General features: G+C 68.4%; 13 protein-coding genes. 8 read left to right on the top strand and 5 right to left on the bottom strand.

Going from position 1 to position 15628, the window contains the following annotated elements; genetic code table 11:
- Positions 1-129 precede the first annotated feature (129 nt).
- Positions 130-3285, top strand: a complete 3156-nt coding sequence (locus AB0C82_RS19010; protein ID WP_362843024.1) for an efflux RND transporter permease subunit — start codon at positions 130-132, stop codon at positions 3283-3285.
- A 111-nt stretch (positions 3286-3396) separates the two neighbouring features.
- Here the strand turns inward: AB0C82_RS19010 and nadA are convergent, their stop codons facing one another.
- Positions 3397-4584, bottom strand: coding sequence for a quinolinate synthase NadA (gene nadA / locus AB0C82_RS19005; protein WP_362843021.1), 1188 nt, complete (start codon positions 4582-4584; stop codon positions 3397-3399).
- A gap of 245 nt (positions 4585-4829) precedes the next feature.
- Here nadA and AB0C82_RS19000 point away from each other — a divergent pair, with 245 nt between their 5' ends.
- The gene (locus AB0C82_RS19000) at positions 4830-5186 is read left to right on the top strand and encodes an iron-sulfur cluster assembly accessory protein (protein WP_007451212.1); all 357 of its coding nucleotides are present in this window, start codon (positions 4830-4832) and stop codon (positions 5184-5186) included.
- A gap of 99 nt (positions 5187-5285) precedes the next feature.
- Here AB0C82_RS19000 and AB0C82_RS18995 read toward each other — a convergent pair whose 3' ends face one another.
- Together AB0C82_RS18995 and AB0C82_RS18990 are read right to left on the bottom strand one after the other, a co-directional pair.
- On the bottom strand, positions 5286-6752 hold the full coding sequence (locus tag AB0C82_RS18995) for a hypothetical protein (RefSeq protein ID WP_362843017.1): 1467 nt from the start codon (positions 6750-6752) through the stop codon (positions 5286-5288).
- A 111-nt stretch (positions 6753-6863) separates the two neighbouring features.
- A complete protein-coding gene (locus tag AB0C82_RS18990) occupies positions 6864-7061 on the bottom strand; it encodes a hypothetical protein (protein WP_362843015.1) in 198 nt (65 codons plus the stop codon).
- 160 nt (positions 7062-7221) lie between these two features.
- Here AB0C82_RS18990 and AB0C82_RS18985 point away from each other — a divergent pair, with 160 nt between their 5' ends.
- Entirely contained in the window at positions 7222-8196 is a 975-nt protein-coding gene (locus AB0C82_RS18985) for a carbohydrate kinase family protein (protein WP_362843012.1), read from the top strand.
- A 21-nt stretch (positions 8197-8217) separates the two neighbouring features.
- On the opposite strand, the gene AB0C82_RS18980 is transcribed toward AB0C82_RS18985, so the two are convergent.
- A complete protein-coding gene (locus AB0C82_RS18980; RefSeq protein WP_362843009.1) occupies positions 8218-9600 on the bottom strand; it encodes an aminotransferase class V-fold PLP-dependent enzyme in 1383 nt (460 codons plus the stop codon).
- A gap of 271 nt (positions 9601-9871) precedes the next feature.
- Between AB0C82_RS18980 and coxB the strand changes: the two genes are divergently transcribed.
- From coxB to AB0C82_RS18960, 4 genes are all read left to right on the top strand, one after another.
- On the top strand, positions 9872-10840 hold the full coding sequence (gene coxB / locus AB0C82_RS18975; RefSeq protein WP_362843006.1) for a cytochrome c oxidase subunit II: 969 nt from the start codon (positions 9872-9874) through the stop codon (positions 10838-10840).
- Positions 10837-12573 carry a cytochrome c oxidase subunit I gene (gene ctaD, locus AB0C82_RS18970; protein WP_362843003.1) on the top strand — a complete coding sequence of 579 codons (1737 nt, stop codon included), beginning with the start codon at positions 10837-10839 and terminating at the stop codon, positions 12571-12573. The genes coxB and ctaD overlap by 4 nt, the downstream gene beginning before the upstream one ends.
- On the top strand, positions 12570-12968 hold the full coding sequence (locus tag AB0C82_RS18965; RefSeq protein WP_362843000.1) for a cytochrome c oxidase subunit 4: 399 nt from the start codon (positions 12570-12572) through the stop codon (positions 12966-12968). The genes ctaD and AB0C82_RS18965 overlap by 4 nt, the downstream gene beginning before the upstream one ends.
- 131 nt (positions 12969-13099) lie before the next feature.
- Positions 13100-14359, top strand: a complete 1260-nt coding sequence (locus AB0C82_RS18960; RefSeq protein WP_362842997.1) for an Ig-like domain-containing protein — start codon at positions 13100-13102, stop codon at positions 14357-14359.
- 55 nt (positions 14360-14414) lie between these two features.
- Here the strand turns inward: AB0C82_RS18960 and AB0C82_RS18955 are convergent, their stop codons facing one another.
- Positions 14415-14816: a hypothetical protein gene (locus AB0C82_RS18955; RefSeq protein ID WP_362842994.1), complete on the bottom strand. Its 402-nt coding sequence runs from the start codon at positions 14814-14816 to the stop codon at positions 14415-14417.
- 187 nt (positions 14817-15003) lie between these two features.
- On the opposite strand from AB0C82_RS18955, the gene AB0C82_RS18950 reads away from it, so the two are divergent.
- The gene (locus AB0C82_RS18950; protein ID WP_173312778.1) at positions 15004-15624 is read left to right on the top strand and encodes a heme-copper oxidase subunit III; all 621 of its coding nucleotides are present in this window, start codon (positions 15004-15006) and stop codon (positions 15622-15624) included.
- The last annotated feature ends 4 nt before the right edge of the window (positions 15625-15628 follow it).

Here is a 15628-nt window from a genome sequence, read left to right as displayed (position 1 = left end):
CGGCATAAGAAAGCACCCCGGGGGCCGACGCTTCGGCCACGGGGAGCGGCGATCGTATAAGCGGGTGGGGTGTCCCCCCTTGATCGCCCCGCCCATCTGCCGCGTACGCCACAGAAGAGAGACCCACCCATGTCCTGGCTGTCCAGATTCAGCCTCGCGCAACGGGCCCTGATCGGGCTGATCTCGATCGTCGCTCTCGTATTCGGAGCGATCGCGATCCCGCAGCTCAAGCAGCAACTGCTGCCGACCATCGAGTTCCCGATGGTGTCGGTGCTTGCCCCTTACCAGGGTGCGTCCCCCGATGTGGTCGAGAAGCAGGTCGTCGAACCGCTCGAGAACTCCATCAAGGCCGTCGACGGCGTCGAGGGCATCACCTCGACCGCCGCTGAGGGCAACGCCGTCATCATGGCGACCTTCGACTTCGGTGACCAAGACACCAAGCAGCTCGTCGCGGACATCCAGCAGGCCGTGAACCGCGCCCGGATCCAGCTCCCCGACGACGTCGACCCCCAGGTCATCGCCGGTTCGACGGACGACATCCCGGCCGTCGTCCTCGCGGTCACCTCCGGCACCGACCAGCAGGCGCTCGCCGACCAGCTGGACCGCACGGTCGTCCCCGCCCTGCAGGACATCGACGGTGTCGGCCAGGTGACGGTCGACGGTGTCCAGGACCTCCAGATCTCCGTCACCCCCGACGACAAGAAACTCGCGAAGGCCGGTCTGACCGCCGGATCGCTGTCCCAGGCCCTCCAGGCGGGCGGCGCCACCGTCCCGGGCGGCTCGTTCTCCGAGGCGGGCAAGAGCCGCACGATCCAGGTCGGCGGCGGTTACACCTCGCTGAAGCAGATCGAGGACCTGACGGTCTCCGCGCAGAACCCGGCGACCGGCAAGCCCGGCAAGCCGGTCCGCGTCGGTGACGTCGCCACGGTGAAGGAGGAGCCGTCCACCGCGGTCTCCATCACGCGTACGAACGGCAAGCCGAGCCTCGCCGTCATGGCGACGATGGACAAGGACGGCAGCGCCGTCGCCATCTCCGACGCGGTCCGCGACAAGCTGCCCGACCTGCGCGAGGACCTCGGTGACGGAGCCGAACTGACCGTCGTCTCCGACCAGGGCCCCGCCGTCTCCAAGGCCATCTCCGGTCTGACCACCGAGGGCGCGCTCGGACTGCTCTTCGCGGTCATCGTGATCCTGGTCTTCCTGGCATCCCTGCGCTCGACCCTGGTCACCGCGGTCTCCATCCCGCTCTCCGTGGTCCTGGCGCTGATCGTGCTGTGGACCCGCGACCTGTCGCTGAACATGCTCACGCTCGGCGCCCTCACCATCGCCATCGGCCGGGTCGTCGACGACTCGATCGTGGTCCTGGAGAACATCAAGCGGCACCTCGGCTACGGCGAGGAGCGCCACTCGGCGATCATCACCGCCGTCAAGGAGGTGGCCGGAGCGGTCACGTCGTCGACGCTCACCACGGTCGCCGTGTTCCTCCCGATCGGTCTGGTCGGCGGCATGGTCGGCCAGCTGTTCGGCTCGTTCTCCCTGACCGTCACGGCGGCGCTGCTGGCCTCGCTGCTCGTCTCGCTGACCGTGGTTCCCGTCCTGTCGTTCTGGTTCCTGCGCGCCCCCGAGGGCGCGACGGAGAATCCGGCGGAGGCCCGCCGCAAGGCGGAGGAGAAGGAAGCGAGCAGCAGGCTCCAGCGGCTCTACGTCCCGGTGCTGCGTTTCGCGACCCGGCGCCGGATCACCAGCATCGTCCTCGCCGTCGCCGTGCTGTTCGGCACCTTCGGCATGGTCCCGCTGCTGAAGACCAACTTCTTCGACCAGGGCGAGCAGGAAGTCCTCTCCATCAAGCAGGAGCTCACCGCGGGCACCAGCCTGGCGGCGGCCGACGAGGCGGCGCGGAAGGTCGAGAAGGTCCTCGCCGGCGAGAAGAACGTCGAGGACTACCAGGTCACGGTCGGCTCGTCCGGCTTCATGGCGGCCTTCGGCGGCGGTACGGGAGCCAACCAGGCCTCCTACCAGGTGACCCTGAAGGACTCGGCCCAGTTCGACGCCACCCAGGACCGGATCGACGAGGCCCTCGGCGAGCTCGACGGGATCGGTGACACCACCATCGCGGCGGGCGACGGCTTCGGCAGCCAGGACCTCAGCGTCGTGGTCAAGGCCGCGGACGGGGACGTCCTGAAGAAGGCGTCCGAAGAGGTGCGCACCGCGGTCGCCGGACTCGAGGACGTCACCGACGTCCAGAGCGACCTGTCGCAGAGCGTCCCGCGCATCTCGGTGAAGGCCAACGACAAGGCCGCCGCTGCCGGGTTCAGCGACGCCACCCTCGGTGCGGCCGTGGCGGGCGCCGTGCGCGGCACCCCGTCAGGCAAGGCGATCCTCGACGACACCGAGCGCGATGTCGTCGTGACCTCGTCCCGCCCGGCCGCCACCATGGCCGAGCTGAAGGACGTCCGGCTCGGTGCGGTCACGCTCAGCCAGATCGCCGATGTCGAGCTGGTCCCCGGACCGGTCTCGATGACCCGGATCGACGGTCAGCGCTCCGCGACCGTCACGGCCAAGCCCACCAGTGACAACACAGGTGAGGTGAGCGCCGCGCTGCTGAAGAAGATCGACGCGCTGGACCTTCCGGCAGGCGCCACCGCCACCATCGGCGGGGTCTCCGAGGACCAGAACGAGGCGTTCCTCAACCTCGGTCTCGCCATGCTGGCGGCCATCGCGATCGTCTTCATGCTCCTCGTCGCGACGTTCCGCTCGCTGATCCAGCCGCTGATCCTGCTGGTCTCCATCCCGTTCGCGGCGACCGGCGCGATCGGCCTGCTCGTCGCCACCGGCACCCCGATGGGTATCCCGGCGATGATCGGCATGCTGATGCTGATCGGCATCGTGGTGACCAACGCGATCGTGCTGATCGACCTGATCAACCAGTACCGGGCCCAGGGTCTGGGCGTCGTCGAGGCGGTCGTCGAGGGCGGACGCCACCGGCTCCGCCCGATCCTGATGACGGCGCTGGCGACGATCTTCGCGCTGCTCCCGATGGCGCTGGGTGTCACCGGCGACGGCGGCTTCATCTCGCAGCCGCTCGCCGTCGTGGTGATCGGCGGCCTGATCACCTCCACGCTGCTGACCCTCCTGCTCGTGCCGACGCTCTACGCGATGGTCGAGCTCCGCAAGGAGCGCCGCGCGAAGAAGAAGGCGGCCAAGCGCGAGAAGAAGGCCGGCATCCCGGCTCCGGGCACCTCCGAGGAAACCGCCTCGGACGAACCGGAACCCGCGAAGGCCTGACGACTCGGCCACACGCGTGAAGGCCCCGGCACCGTAGGAACGGTGCCGGGGCCTTCGTACACACAGGGGACGAGCCCGCCGCGGGCGCCGAGCGCCCGCCCGACCGCACCCCTACGGCAGCGCCAGCATCCGCTCCAGCGCCAGCTTCGCGTACTTCTCCGTCTCCGGATCCACCACGATGCGGTTCACGAGGTTGCCCTCGGCCAGCGACTCCAGCGTCCACACGAGGTGCGGAAGATCGATCCGGTTCATCGTCGAGCAGAAGCAGACCGTCTTGTCGAGGAAGACGATCTCCTTGTCCTCGGCCGCGAAGCGGTTGGCGAGGCGCCGCACCAGGTTCAGCTCGGTGCCGATCGCCCACTTGGAGCCGGCCGGGGCCGCCTCCAGGGCCTTGATGATGTACTCCGTCGAGCCCACGTAGTCCGCGGCGGCCACGACCTCGTGCTTGCACTCCGGGTGCACCAGCACGTTGACCCCGGGAATCCGCGCCCGTACGTCGTTGACGGACTCCACCGAGAAGCGGCCGTGCACCGAGCAGTGCCCGCGCCACAGGATCATCTTCGCGTTGCGGAGCTCCTCGGCGGTCAGGCCGCCGTTGGGCTTGTGCGGGTTGTAGAGGACGCAGTCCTCCAGGGTCATGCCCATGTCCCGTACGGCCGTGTTCCGGCCCAGGTGCTGGTCCGGCAGGAAGAGGATCTTCTCGCCCTGCTCGAAGGCCCACTCCAGGGCCCGCTTCGCGTTCGACGAGGTACAGATCGTGCCGCCGTGCCGGCCGGTGAAGGCCTTGATGTCGGCGGAGGAGTTCATGTACGAGACGGGCACGACCTGCTCGGCGACGCCGGCCTCGGTCAGCACGTCCCAGCACTCGGCGACCTGCTCGGCGGTGGCCATGTCGGCCATCGAGCAGCCGGCGGCCAGGTCGGGCAGTACGACCTTCTGCTCGTCACCGGTCAGGATGTCCGCGGACTCGGCCATGAAGTGCACGCCGCAGAAGACGATGTACTCGGCCTCCGGGCGCGCGGCGGCGTCCCGGGCAAGCTTGAAGGAGTCGCCGGTGACATCCGCGAACTGGATGACCTCGTCGCGCTGGTAGTGGTGCCCGAGGACGAAGACCTTGTCCCCGAGCTTCTCCTTGGCGACGCGGGCGCGCTCCACCAGGTCCGGGTCGGACGCGGAGGGGAGGTCCCCCGGGCATTCGACGCCGCGCTCGCTCTTCGGGTCGGCCTCGCGGCCGAGCAGGAGGAGGGCGAGGGGCGTCGGCTGTACATCCAGGGGCTGGGCGGTGGTCACGTCACGCACCCTTTCTTTTTCTGCGGCGAGTTCTGCGGCGAGTTCTGCGGCGAGCCTTTTCGTCTATTTGACGCTATCTATCATAACCGCTTCGTGTCAGTTTGACGATGCCGATAGCGTCGATGTGACGCATCCCCTCGGGCCCGCGGTGTGCGAGCATGAAAAGGAACAGGCAAGCGCCGGCCCGGAATGAATCCGAGGCTCCGACGGTTGCAACGTCGGCAAGCAGTCCGTACAACCCGGGAGAGAAGCAGATGTCCGTATCGGACGAGACCACCACCGTGAGCGACGGCATCCTCCTGTCCGACGCCGCCGCAGCCAAGGTCAAGGGCCTGCTGGAGCAGGAAGGCCGCGAGGACCTGGCGCTGCGCGTCGCCGTCCAGCCCGGCGGCTGCTCCGGCCTGCGTTACCAGCTCTTCTTCGACGAGCGTTCGCTCGACGGCGATGTCGTGAAGGACTTCGACGGAGTCAAGGTCGTCACCGACCGGATGAGCGCCCCGTACCTGGGCGGCGCCTCCATCGACTTCGTGGACACGATCGAGAAGCAGGGCTTCACGATCGACAACCCGAACGCCTCGGGTTCCTGCGCCTGCGGCGACTCCTTCAGCTAAGGCTGAGGTTCGCGCACGACAGTGAGACGAACAGCGACACGACAGCGGCGGCTGTCCCGGTATCCGGGACAGCCGCCGTCGTCGTACGTGCCGGGGAGCTCAGGCGCGCGGCACGGCGGCACCGGACGCCGCGTCCACGATCCGGCGGTCGCCCGTCGGCTCGTCCAGCGTCACCGTCCGCTTCAGCTCCTTGGCGATCATGATGCAGACCTTCTTCCCGTCCCCCGGGTTCTCCGTGACGGACACCCGTACCTCACCCGGGCTCTCCTCGGCGTGGGCCGAGTAGGTGCTGCAGACACCGCCCCAGAACGTCACCGTCAGGGTCCGCCCGTCGGCGCTGTACGACGTGATCTTCCGGTCCCCGGCCTTCGGGCCCGGCTCGGTCGTCGGGGCGGGTTCGGGCTCCGTCAGATAGGCCGGGTCCACGGCCACCTGTGAGACCGTGCTGACCGGTCCGCCCGGGGCGGGCCGTACCGAGAACAGCCAGGACGGCACGAGCGTCTGCTGCCCGTCCACGTACTGCGCGGCGAGACCGAAGACCGCCTTGTCCACCGTCATGACGACCGGCTTCGCGCCGCCGCGCGGCATCGCGCAGTCCTTCGGCGGAGCCGTCTGCTCGCCCTCCAGGGGTACGGGTGTGGCGCACCCGCCCGTATCGGGGGCGCCGCCGCCCTTCGCCGAGGCGTTCAGCCGCTTCAGCGCCTCCTCGGCGTCGGTCACCGGGTAGCTGTCGCCCTTCTCCAGCCCCTTCAGCTGCCCGCTGCCGCCGACCACTTCGCCGTCGGCGCCCACCTGGACGCCGGTCGCCCAGCCGTACGTCGGCAGCCCGCCGACCACCGGGTCCGCGTTCACCACCCTGATCGAGCCCATCACCTGGCGGGCGTCGACGGTGAAGCGGTCGGCGGACCGGCCCAGCGCCTTCAGCACGGGCGCCGCGGCGGCCTTGGCGGCCTTCTCGTCGATCGGTGGGACCGGGGCGACCCTGTCGGCCGTGGCGTCCCCGGCGGTCCCGCTCTCGCAGACCGTGGTGGAGGCGCACCGGTCCGGGCCGCCCGAGGCGTACCGGGAGAACGTCCAGGTGCCCGGAGCCTGCTTGTTGACCTGGAGGACCGGACCGGAGCCGTCCTTGTCCGAGCCCACATTCCAGACGGTGCCCGCCGTCCTGGGGGTGCCGTCCAGTTCGAGCGCCCGCGCCAGCCGTGCCACCTCCGCGGCGCTCACCGTGCCCGTCGAGCGGTGCACGGCCGCCGAGTCCGGGCCGTCGGGCAGCTCGCCCGACGAGCGGTAGACGACGCCGTCCCCGCCGGGCGGCGGTTCGCCGGGGGCGATGCTCCTCGACGGCCCGGGGGGACTGTCGGCCGGCGCGTCCAGGGAGAGCGGGGGAGGGGTGTGTCCGTCCCGGGCCGCGGCGGCGTCATCCGCGGCGCCGTCACTGCCCGCGGCGGCGGCCCAGTACGCGCCACCGCCTCCGGCGAGCAGCACGGCGGCCGCCACGGAGGCGACCGCAAGCGGCGAACGCCTCCGCCGTGGGCCGGACAGGTCGTTGTCAGGTCGCTCGGTGCTCACCGGATCGCTCCTTCGGCTGCGTTCGCCGGTCGGTCCTGCCGTCCGTCCCCCGAGTGGGGACACCGGTGGGACGGAGCGGAGCAGCGCGCGGTTCCACGGCGGAGCGCGTTCTCAGTCGCCGTAATCGGACATGGCGTCGATGAGCCGGGCGGAGGCGGGCGGCACCGTGACTCCGTGAATCAGCGACGGAGCCACCGGCGCCGTGGCAGTCTTCGTGGGTACCACCCAGTGCGGCGCCATGCGCGCGCAGTCACCGCGCAGCTCGGCCAGGCTCATCTCGGACTCGCGCGGGGCGATGTGCTTCGACATATCCGCACCGTACGCACCAGGTCACTCAGGTAGAAAGCCCTACTATCGGGTAGTTTTCCCCTTTCGAGTCGGGTGCGGTGAACGGGTAGCGTGAACTGTCACGCCGTCCCGGAGGGTCCGCTCACCCGTTTCCTCCGCTTTCCGCAGGAGCAGCATCCCCGTGCGCATTGCAGTCACCGGCTCCATCGCCACCGACCACCTCATGACCTTCCCCGGCCGTTTCGCCGACCAGCTGGTCGCCGACCAGCTGCACACGGTCTCGCTCTCCTTCCTGGTCGACAACCTCGATGTGCGCCGGGGCGGTGTCGCGGCCAACATCTCCTTCGGCATGGGACTTCTCGGTACGCGCCCGGTCCTGGTCGGCGCCGCGGGTTCGGACTTCGACGAGTACCGCTCCTGGCTCGACCGGCACGGCGTCGACACCGGTTCCGTCCGCATCTCCGAGGTCCTGCACACGGCGCGCTTCGTCTGCACCACGGACGCCGACCACAACCAGATCGGCTCCTTCTACACGGGCGCGATGAGCGAGGCCCGCCTGATCGAGCTGAAGAGCGTCGCCGACCGCGTGGGCGGCCTCGACCTCGTCTCGATCGGCGCCGACGACCCCGAGGCGATGCTCCGCCACACCGAGGAGTGCCGCTCGCGCGCCATTCCCTTCGCCGCGGACTTCTCGCAGCAGATCGCGCGGATGGACGGCGAGGAGATCCGCATCCTCCTCGACGGCGCCACGTACCTCTTCTCCAACGAGTACGAGAAGGGGCTCATCGAGTCCAAGACCGGCTGGACCGACGAGGAGATCCTGGCCAAGGTCGGCCACCGGGTCACCACCCTCGGCGCCCGCGGCGTCCGGATCGAGCGCGTCGGCGAGGCGACGATCGAGGTCGGCTGCCCCGAGGAGGAGAGGAAGGCCGACCCCACCGGCGTCGGCGACGCCTTCCGCGCCGGCTTCCTCTCCGGTCTGGCCTGGGGCGTCGGCCTGGAGCGCGCCGCCCAGGTCGGCTGCATGCTCGCCACCCTGGTCATCGAGACGGTCGGCACCCAGGAGTACACCCTGCGCCGCACCCACTTCATGGACCGATTCACCAAGGCGTACGGCCACGAGGCCGCCGCCGAGGTCCAGACGCACCTCGGCTAGGACCGCCCGTCCGGGCCGGGCTCAGTGGAGCCGGCGGACCAGATAGGCCGAGCCCCGGTCCGCCGGCTCCTCACCCGCGTACTCCTGCTCACGCATCTCGCACCAGGCTGGGATGTCGAGCCGGGCCGCCTCGTCGTCGGCGAGGACCGTCACCGTGCCGCCCACCGGTACGTCTCCGATCACTTTTGCGAGTTCGATCACCGGGATCGGGCACCGCTTGCCCAGCGCGTCGACGACGAGCGAGGCCGTGACGGAGGGGGAGGGGGCCGCGGTGACCGGGGCGCCCAGCCGCTCCCGTACACCGGTGACGACCCCGGGAAGCACGTCGAGGAAGCCGTCGACGTCCGCCTCGGTGGTCCCCAGGGGCAGCGACACCCGGACGTTCCCCTCCGAGAGCACCCCCATCGCCTTGAGCACATGGCTCGGCATCAGGGTGCTGCTCGTGCAGGACGAACCGGACGATACGGAGAATCCGGCACGGTCCAGTTCCTGGAGAACTGTCTCCCCGTCGACATAGAGACAGGAGAAGGTCACCAGATGCGGCAGCCGCCGCACCGGATCACCGACCACCTCCACGTCGGCCACCAGCTGTGGCACCCGCGTCCTGATCCGGTCCACCAGAGCCCGCAGGCGTACGGACTCGGCGGCCGATTCGGCCCGTACCGCCCGCAGCGACGCAGCCGCCGCCACGATCGCCGGAAGGTTCTCGAACCCGGCTGCCCGCCCCGACTCCCGCTCGTCGGCCGGGCCTTGAGCGGCGAACCGCACCCCCTTACGCACCGCCAGGAGCCCCACCCCCGCCGGCCCGCCCCACTTGTGCGCGCTGGCGGCCAGCAGTGACCAGCCTTCCGGTACCGGCCCCCACGCCAGCGACTGGGCCGCGTCCACCAGCAGCGGAACCCCCGCCTCCCGGCAGAGACCGGCCACCTCGGCCACCGGCTGCTCGGTGCCGACCTCGTGGTTGGCGGACTGCAGGCACGCCAGCGCGGTGTCCTCCCGCAGGGCCTCGGCGAAGGCGGCCGGACCGACCGCCCCGGACCGGTCGACGGCCACCTCGGAGAACGAGCCGCCCGCCGCCTCATGGGCGGCGGCCGAATGGAGCACCGAAGAATGTTCGACGGCGGACACGACCAGGTGGCGGCCGACACGCCGACGCCCGGAAAGGGCCCCGGCCATCCCGGAGTGCACGGCCCGGGTTCCCGACGAGGTGAACACGAGCTCGTCCGGGCGGCATCCGACGGCCTCCGCGGCGGCCTCCCTCGCGGCGTCCAGAAGCATCCGGGCCCGCCGCCCCTCCCGGTAGAGCCTGGCCGGATCGGCCCAGCCCTCGTCGAGTGAGGCGAGCAGCGCCTGGCGGGCGACGGGATGCAGCGGGGCCGAGGAGGCGGCGTCGAAGTAGGGCACGGCGCCACGCTAGCCCGCACCCGGCCGGCGGCGGGGAAGGGGACACCCGTCCGGGCATGAGAGGGGGCGTCAGATGGCGCCCGGAGGCCAGGATTCCATCCCTTCGGGGTGTCGGACGGCGCGTTGGGCACCCTCCCCGCGCGACCCCAAATAGCGTCCAGTAGGGTTTGGTCCGCATAAACATCCAAACCCCTGCCCGCGTCAGGGCCGGCGACCGACCAGAGAGACGGGCGCGCCGACCGTGCGGGCGAGACTCTCGGGAAGGCGCTACGTGAGTCCCAACGGCTCCGACCGCTCGTCGCGGCGCCCGATGCGGCGGAAGCTGCCACAGGTGCTGACTGCGGGCCTGGTTCTGGCGACGGCCTCCGGTTGTTCGTACAACTGGGAAGATTTCCCCCGCCTCGGTATGCCCACACCGGTAACGGAAGAGGCCCCTCGGATCCTCTCCCTCTGGCAAGGCTCGTGGGCGGCAGCGCTCGTCACGGGTGCCCTTGTCTGGGGGCTGATCCTCTGGAGCGTCATCTTCCACCGGCGTTCGCGCACCAAGGTGGAGGTCCCTCCGCAGACCAGGTACAACATGCCCATCGAGGCGTTGTACACAGTGGTTCCCCTGATCATCGTCTCGGTGCTGTTCTACTTCACCGCGCGCGATGAATCGAAGCTCCTGGCGCTTGAGAAGAAGCCGCCCCACACGATCAACGTGGTCGGCTACCAGTGGAGCTGGGGCTTCAACTACATCGAGAAGGTGGAGGGCCAGCCCTCCGCCGGCAGCGAGATCCCCAAGGAGCTCGACGCCATCCCCGACCGGTACCGCAAGGACTTCCCGGAAGGCGCCGGCGGCGTCTACGACGTGGGCGTCCCCGGTACCCGTAACCCCCAGAACGGCAACCCGGGCCCGACCCTGTGGCTGCCGATGGGTGAGAAGGTCCGCTTCGTCCTGACTTCCCGTGACGTCATCCACTCCTTCTGGGTGGTGCCGTTCCTCATGAAGCAGGACGTCATCCCGGGCCACACCAACGCGTTCGAGGTCACTCCCAACCGGGAGGGCACCTTCATGGGCAAGTGCGCCGAGCTCTGCGGCGTCGACCACTCCCGGATGCTCTTCAACGTCAAGGTCGTCTCCCCCGAGCGTTACCAGCAGCACCTCAAGGAGCTGGCGGAGAAGGGTCAGACGGGCTACGTGCCGGCAGGCATCGAGCAGACGGACCCGGCCAGGAATGCGGAGACGAACAAACTGTGAGCATCCTCAACGAACCTCAGGGTGCCGCGGCAGCAGACGACTCGTACGAGGACGAGCTGCCGGTACGGCGCAAGCAGCCGGGAAATGTCGTCGTCAAGTGGCTGACCACCACTGACCACAAGACGATCGGCACGCTCTACCTGGTCACGTCGTTCGTCTTCTTCTGCATCGGCGGACTCATGGCGCTCTTCATGCGCGCCGAGCTGGCCCGTCCGGGCACGCAGATCATGTCGAACGAGCAGTTCAACCAGGCGTTCACGATGCACGGCACGATCATGCTGCTGATGTTCGCGACGCCGCTGTTCGCCGGATTCGCGAACTGGATCATGCCGCTGCAGATCGGCGCGCCCGACGTGGCGTTCCCGCGGCTGAACATGTTCGCGTACTGGCTGTACCTCTTCGGCTCGATCATCGCGGTGGCGGGCTTCCTGACGCCGCAGGGTGCGGCCGACTTCGGCTGGTTCGCCTACTCCCCGCTGTCGGACGCCGTCCGCTCGCCGGGTATCGGCGCGGACATGTGGATCATGGGTCTGGCCTTCTCCGGATTCGGCACGATCCTCGGTTCGGTCAACTTCATCACCACGATCATCTGTATGCGCGCGCCCGGCATGACGATGTTCCGTATGCCGATCTTCACCTGGAACGTGCTGCTGACCGGTGTGCTGGTCCTGCTCGCCTTCCCGGTGCTGGCAGCCGCGCTCTTCGCGCTGGAGGCGGACCGGAAATTCGGTGCGCACATCTTCGACGCGGCCAATGGCGGCGCATTGCTCTGGCAACACCTCTTCTGGTTCTTCGGCCATCCAGAGGTGTACATCATCGCCCTGCCATTCTTCGGAATCGTTTCCGAAGTCATTCCGGTCTTCAGCCGGAAGCCGATGTTCGGCTACATCGGTCTGATCGCGGCGACCATCTCCATCGCGGGCCTTTCCGTGACGGTGTGGGCGCACCACATGTACGTCACGGGCGGCGTGCTGTTGCCGTTCTTCTCGTTCATGACCTTCCTTATCGCGGTGCCGACCGGTGTGAAGTTCTTCAACTGGATCGGCACGATGTGGAAGGGGTCGTTGTCCTTCGAGACTCCGATGCTCTGGTCCGTCGGCTTCCTGATCACCTTCGCCTTCGGTGGTCTGACCGGCGTCATCCTGGCCTCGCCCCCGATGGACTTCCACGTCTCCGACTCGTACTTCGTCGTCGCGCACTTCCACTACGTGGTGTTCGGCACCGTGGTCTTCGCGATGTTCTCCGGATTCCACTTCTGGTGGCCGAAGTTCACGGGCAAGATGCTGGACGAGCGGCTCGGGAAGATCACGTTCTGGACGCTGTTCGTGGGCTTCCACGGCACGTTCCTGGTGCAGCACTGGCTCGGTGCCGAGGGTATGCCGCGACGCTACGCGGACTACCTCGCGGCGGACGGCTTCACCGCTCTGAACACCATCTCGACGATCTCCTCGTTCGTGCTCGGCCTGTCGATCCTGCCGTTCTTCTACAACGTGTGGAAGACCGCCAAGTACGGCAAGAAGGTCGAGGTCGACGACCCGTGGGGTTACGGCCGTTCGCTGGAGTGGGCGACGTCCTGCCCGCCGCCGCGGCACAACTTCATCACGCTGCCGCGGATCCGTTCGGAATCCCCGGCGTTCGACCTGCATCACCCGGAGATCGCGGCGCTCGAGCAGCTTGAGCACCACTCCGACGCCGACAAGGCTCTCGCCGGTGGCAAGGAGGCAGGCAAGTGAAGATCCAGGGCAAGCTGTTCATCTGGCTGAGCGTCTTCATCCTCGCGATGGCCATCACGTACGGCGTCTGGTCGAAGGAGCCGGTCGGTACCACCGCACTGGTCCTGTCCTTCGGACTGTCCATCATGATCGGCTTCTACCTGGCCTTCACGGCCAACCGGGTCGACGCGATGGCCCAGGACAACAAGGAAGCCGATGTCGCGGACGAGGCCGGCGAGGTGGGGTTCTTCTCCCCGCACAGCTGGCAGCCGCTCTCGCTGGCCATCGGTGGCGCCTTCGCCTTCATGGGCGTCATCTTCGGCTGGTGGCTGCTCTACTTCTCGGCCCCGCTCCTGCTGATCGGTCTCTTCGGCTGGGTCTTCGAGTACTACCGGGGCGAGAACCAGACCCAGTGACACCGCTCCACCCGTAGGACCCGTTCCACCTCGCAAGGGGCCCGGCCGCTCAGTACCGAGCGGCCGGGCCCTTTCGCTCGTTTGCAGTCATTTAACGCGCTGGATCGGATGAATCTTCTTACGTTGAGTTCATGACGCACACGCCGCGCATCCGCACCGTAGTGAGCTGCACTCTGCTGGTCGTGACCCTGGTTGCAGGTGCGACCGCCTGTGGCGAGCCCGATGGTCATCCCCTTTCTGTACGGCCGTTCGACGCGGCCGGACAGGTGTCCTTCAACGGCCCCTCCGGCAAGGAGAAGGCCGATCCGGAGAAGCCCCTCGAAGTCACCGTCAAGGGTGACGGCGGCCGCATCACCGACGTCACGGCCGTCGACGCGGACGGCCGCCATCTCGCCGGCGAGCTCGCCGCCGACGGGAAGCGCTGGCATTCGACGGTCTCGCTGGCGGCCGGGGCCCGGTACACCGTCAAGGTCTCCACCGAGGACGAGGACGGCGCCCCCGGCAGCCGTACGCTCACGTTCGACACCACCTCGGCCAAGAAGCTGCTGAAGGTCTCCTTCGGCCCCCAGAAGGGCACCTACGGCGTCGGACAGCCCATCACGGCGGAACTGAGCGTTCCGGTGAAGGGCAAGGCCGCCAGGGCCACCGTGGAGCGCGCGCTGAAGGTCAGGTCGACACCGGCCGCCAGCGGCTCCTGGTACTGGGTCGACGACAAGAACCTGCACTACCGGCCGCAGGAGTACTGGCCCGCCAACGCCACCATCGACGTCCGGAGCAATCTGGAGGGCATCAAGGTGACCAGCGCCCTCTACGGAGCCGCGTCGAAGCCCCTCAAGCTCACCACCGGGGACCGGATCGAGGCCGTCACGGACGCCTCGTCCCACTCGATGACGGTGAAGCGCAACGGAGAAGTGATCAACACCATCCCGGTGACCACGGGCAAGCCCGGCTTCTCCACCCGCAACGGCGTCAAGGTGGTGCTGGGCAAGGAGTACTACGTACGGATGCGCGGTACGAGCATCGGCATCGCCGAGGGCTCCTCCGAGTCGTACGACCTGCCGGTGTACTACGCGACCCGCGTCACCTGGAGCGGCGAGTACGTGCACGCGGCCCCCTGGTCGACCGGCTCCCAGGGCAACGCCAACGTCAGCCACGGCTGCACGGGCATGAGCATGGACAACGCCGAGTGGTTCTACGAGACCGTGCGCCAGGGCGACATCGTCAAGGTCGTGGGAAGCATCGGCGACATGATGACGCCGTTCGACAACGGCTTCGGCGACTGGAACCTGTCCTGGGAGAAGTGGCAGGAGGGCAGCGCGCTGCACGAAGGCGCGCCCGACAGTCCGGTCAGGAACACCGTCCAGGCGGCGCGCCTGCGCCCCCACGTCTGATCCGGCCGGAGTGCCCCGCCATCCGGCGGAACCGCGGTCCGGAGACCGGAAACCCTCAGGCGTCCAGGGACAGCCTGCCCCGCAGCAGAGCCGCGAGGGCGTCGGCGAACTCGACCGGCTCGACCGGAAGGGTCACGGCGGCGTCCGCGCGGCTCCAGGTGGCCAGCCAGGCGTCCTGCGGGCGCCCGATCAGCAGCAGCACCGGCGGGCAGTGGAAGACCTCGTCCTTGATCTGCCGGCAGACACCCATACCGCCCACGGGGGCGGTCTCGCCGTCCAGTACGCAGACGTCGATGCCGCCCCTGTCCAGGGCGCTGAGAACGGCGGGCAGGGTCGCGCACTCGACGAACTCCACCGGGGGCACGTCCGCCGCCGGCCTGCGACCTGCTGCCAGCCTCACCTGCTCGCGGGTGTTGGCGTCGTCGCTGTAGACCAGGACCGTGGCGGTCGGCTGCATTGTTCCTCCGTGACATCTGCGTCTTCGGGGCTCTCCGGGCATGAACCGATGCGCGGATCGTACTCCGACGGACAGCCTGTCAGCACCGGTAATGACACCGATTCGATGGGCCGTTCGGGGAGGACACACGCGGTTGACACACCGAACGGCACCCCCGGGAGTGAGGGCGGGATAAGCGACCGACATAATGTCGGTCGTGGCGACAGCAACGACAGTAGAAACCGGGCACGCGCACCCGTCGGTCAATCGACCGAACCTCACCAGCGTCGGAACCATCATCTGGTTGAGTTCCGAGCTGATGTTCTTCGCGGCCCTCTTCGCGATGTACTTCACCCTGCGATCGGTGATGGGACCGGATCACTGGAAGGAGATGGCTCATCATCTGAACTTCCCGTTCTCGGCGACCAACACCACGATCCTGGTGCTCTCCTCACTCACCTGCCAGCTCGGCGTTTTCGCCGCGGAGCGGGGCGATGTGAAGAAGCTCCGCACCTGGTTCATCATCACGTTCGTGATGGGTGCGATCTTCATCGGAGGCCAGGTCCTGGAGTACACCGAGCTGGTCAAGGACGCGGGGCTCTCCCTGTCGTCCGACCCGTACGGCTCGGTGTTCTACCTGACCACCGGCTTCCACGGTCTGCACGTGACAGGCGGTCTCATCGCCTTCCTGCTGGTTCTCGGCAGGACGTACGCAGCCAGGAGGTTCACCCACGAACAGGCCACCGCCGCCATCGTCGTGTCCTACTACTGGCACTTCGTCGATGTCGTGTGGATCGGCCTGTTTGCCACGATCTACATGATCAAGTAACCGG

It is taken from the genome of Streptomyces sp. NPDC048560, from assembly GCF_040650955.1.
Lineage (GTDB): Bacteria > Actinomycetota > Actinomycetes > Streptomycetales > Streptomycetaceae > Streptomyces.
The sequence above is the reverse complement of the archived record's forward strand: the minus strand, read 5'-3'. Positions and strand labels throughout refer to the sequence as shown.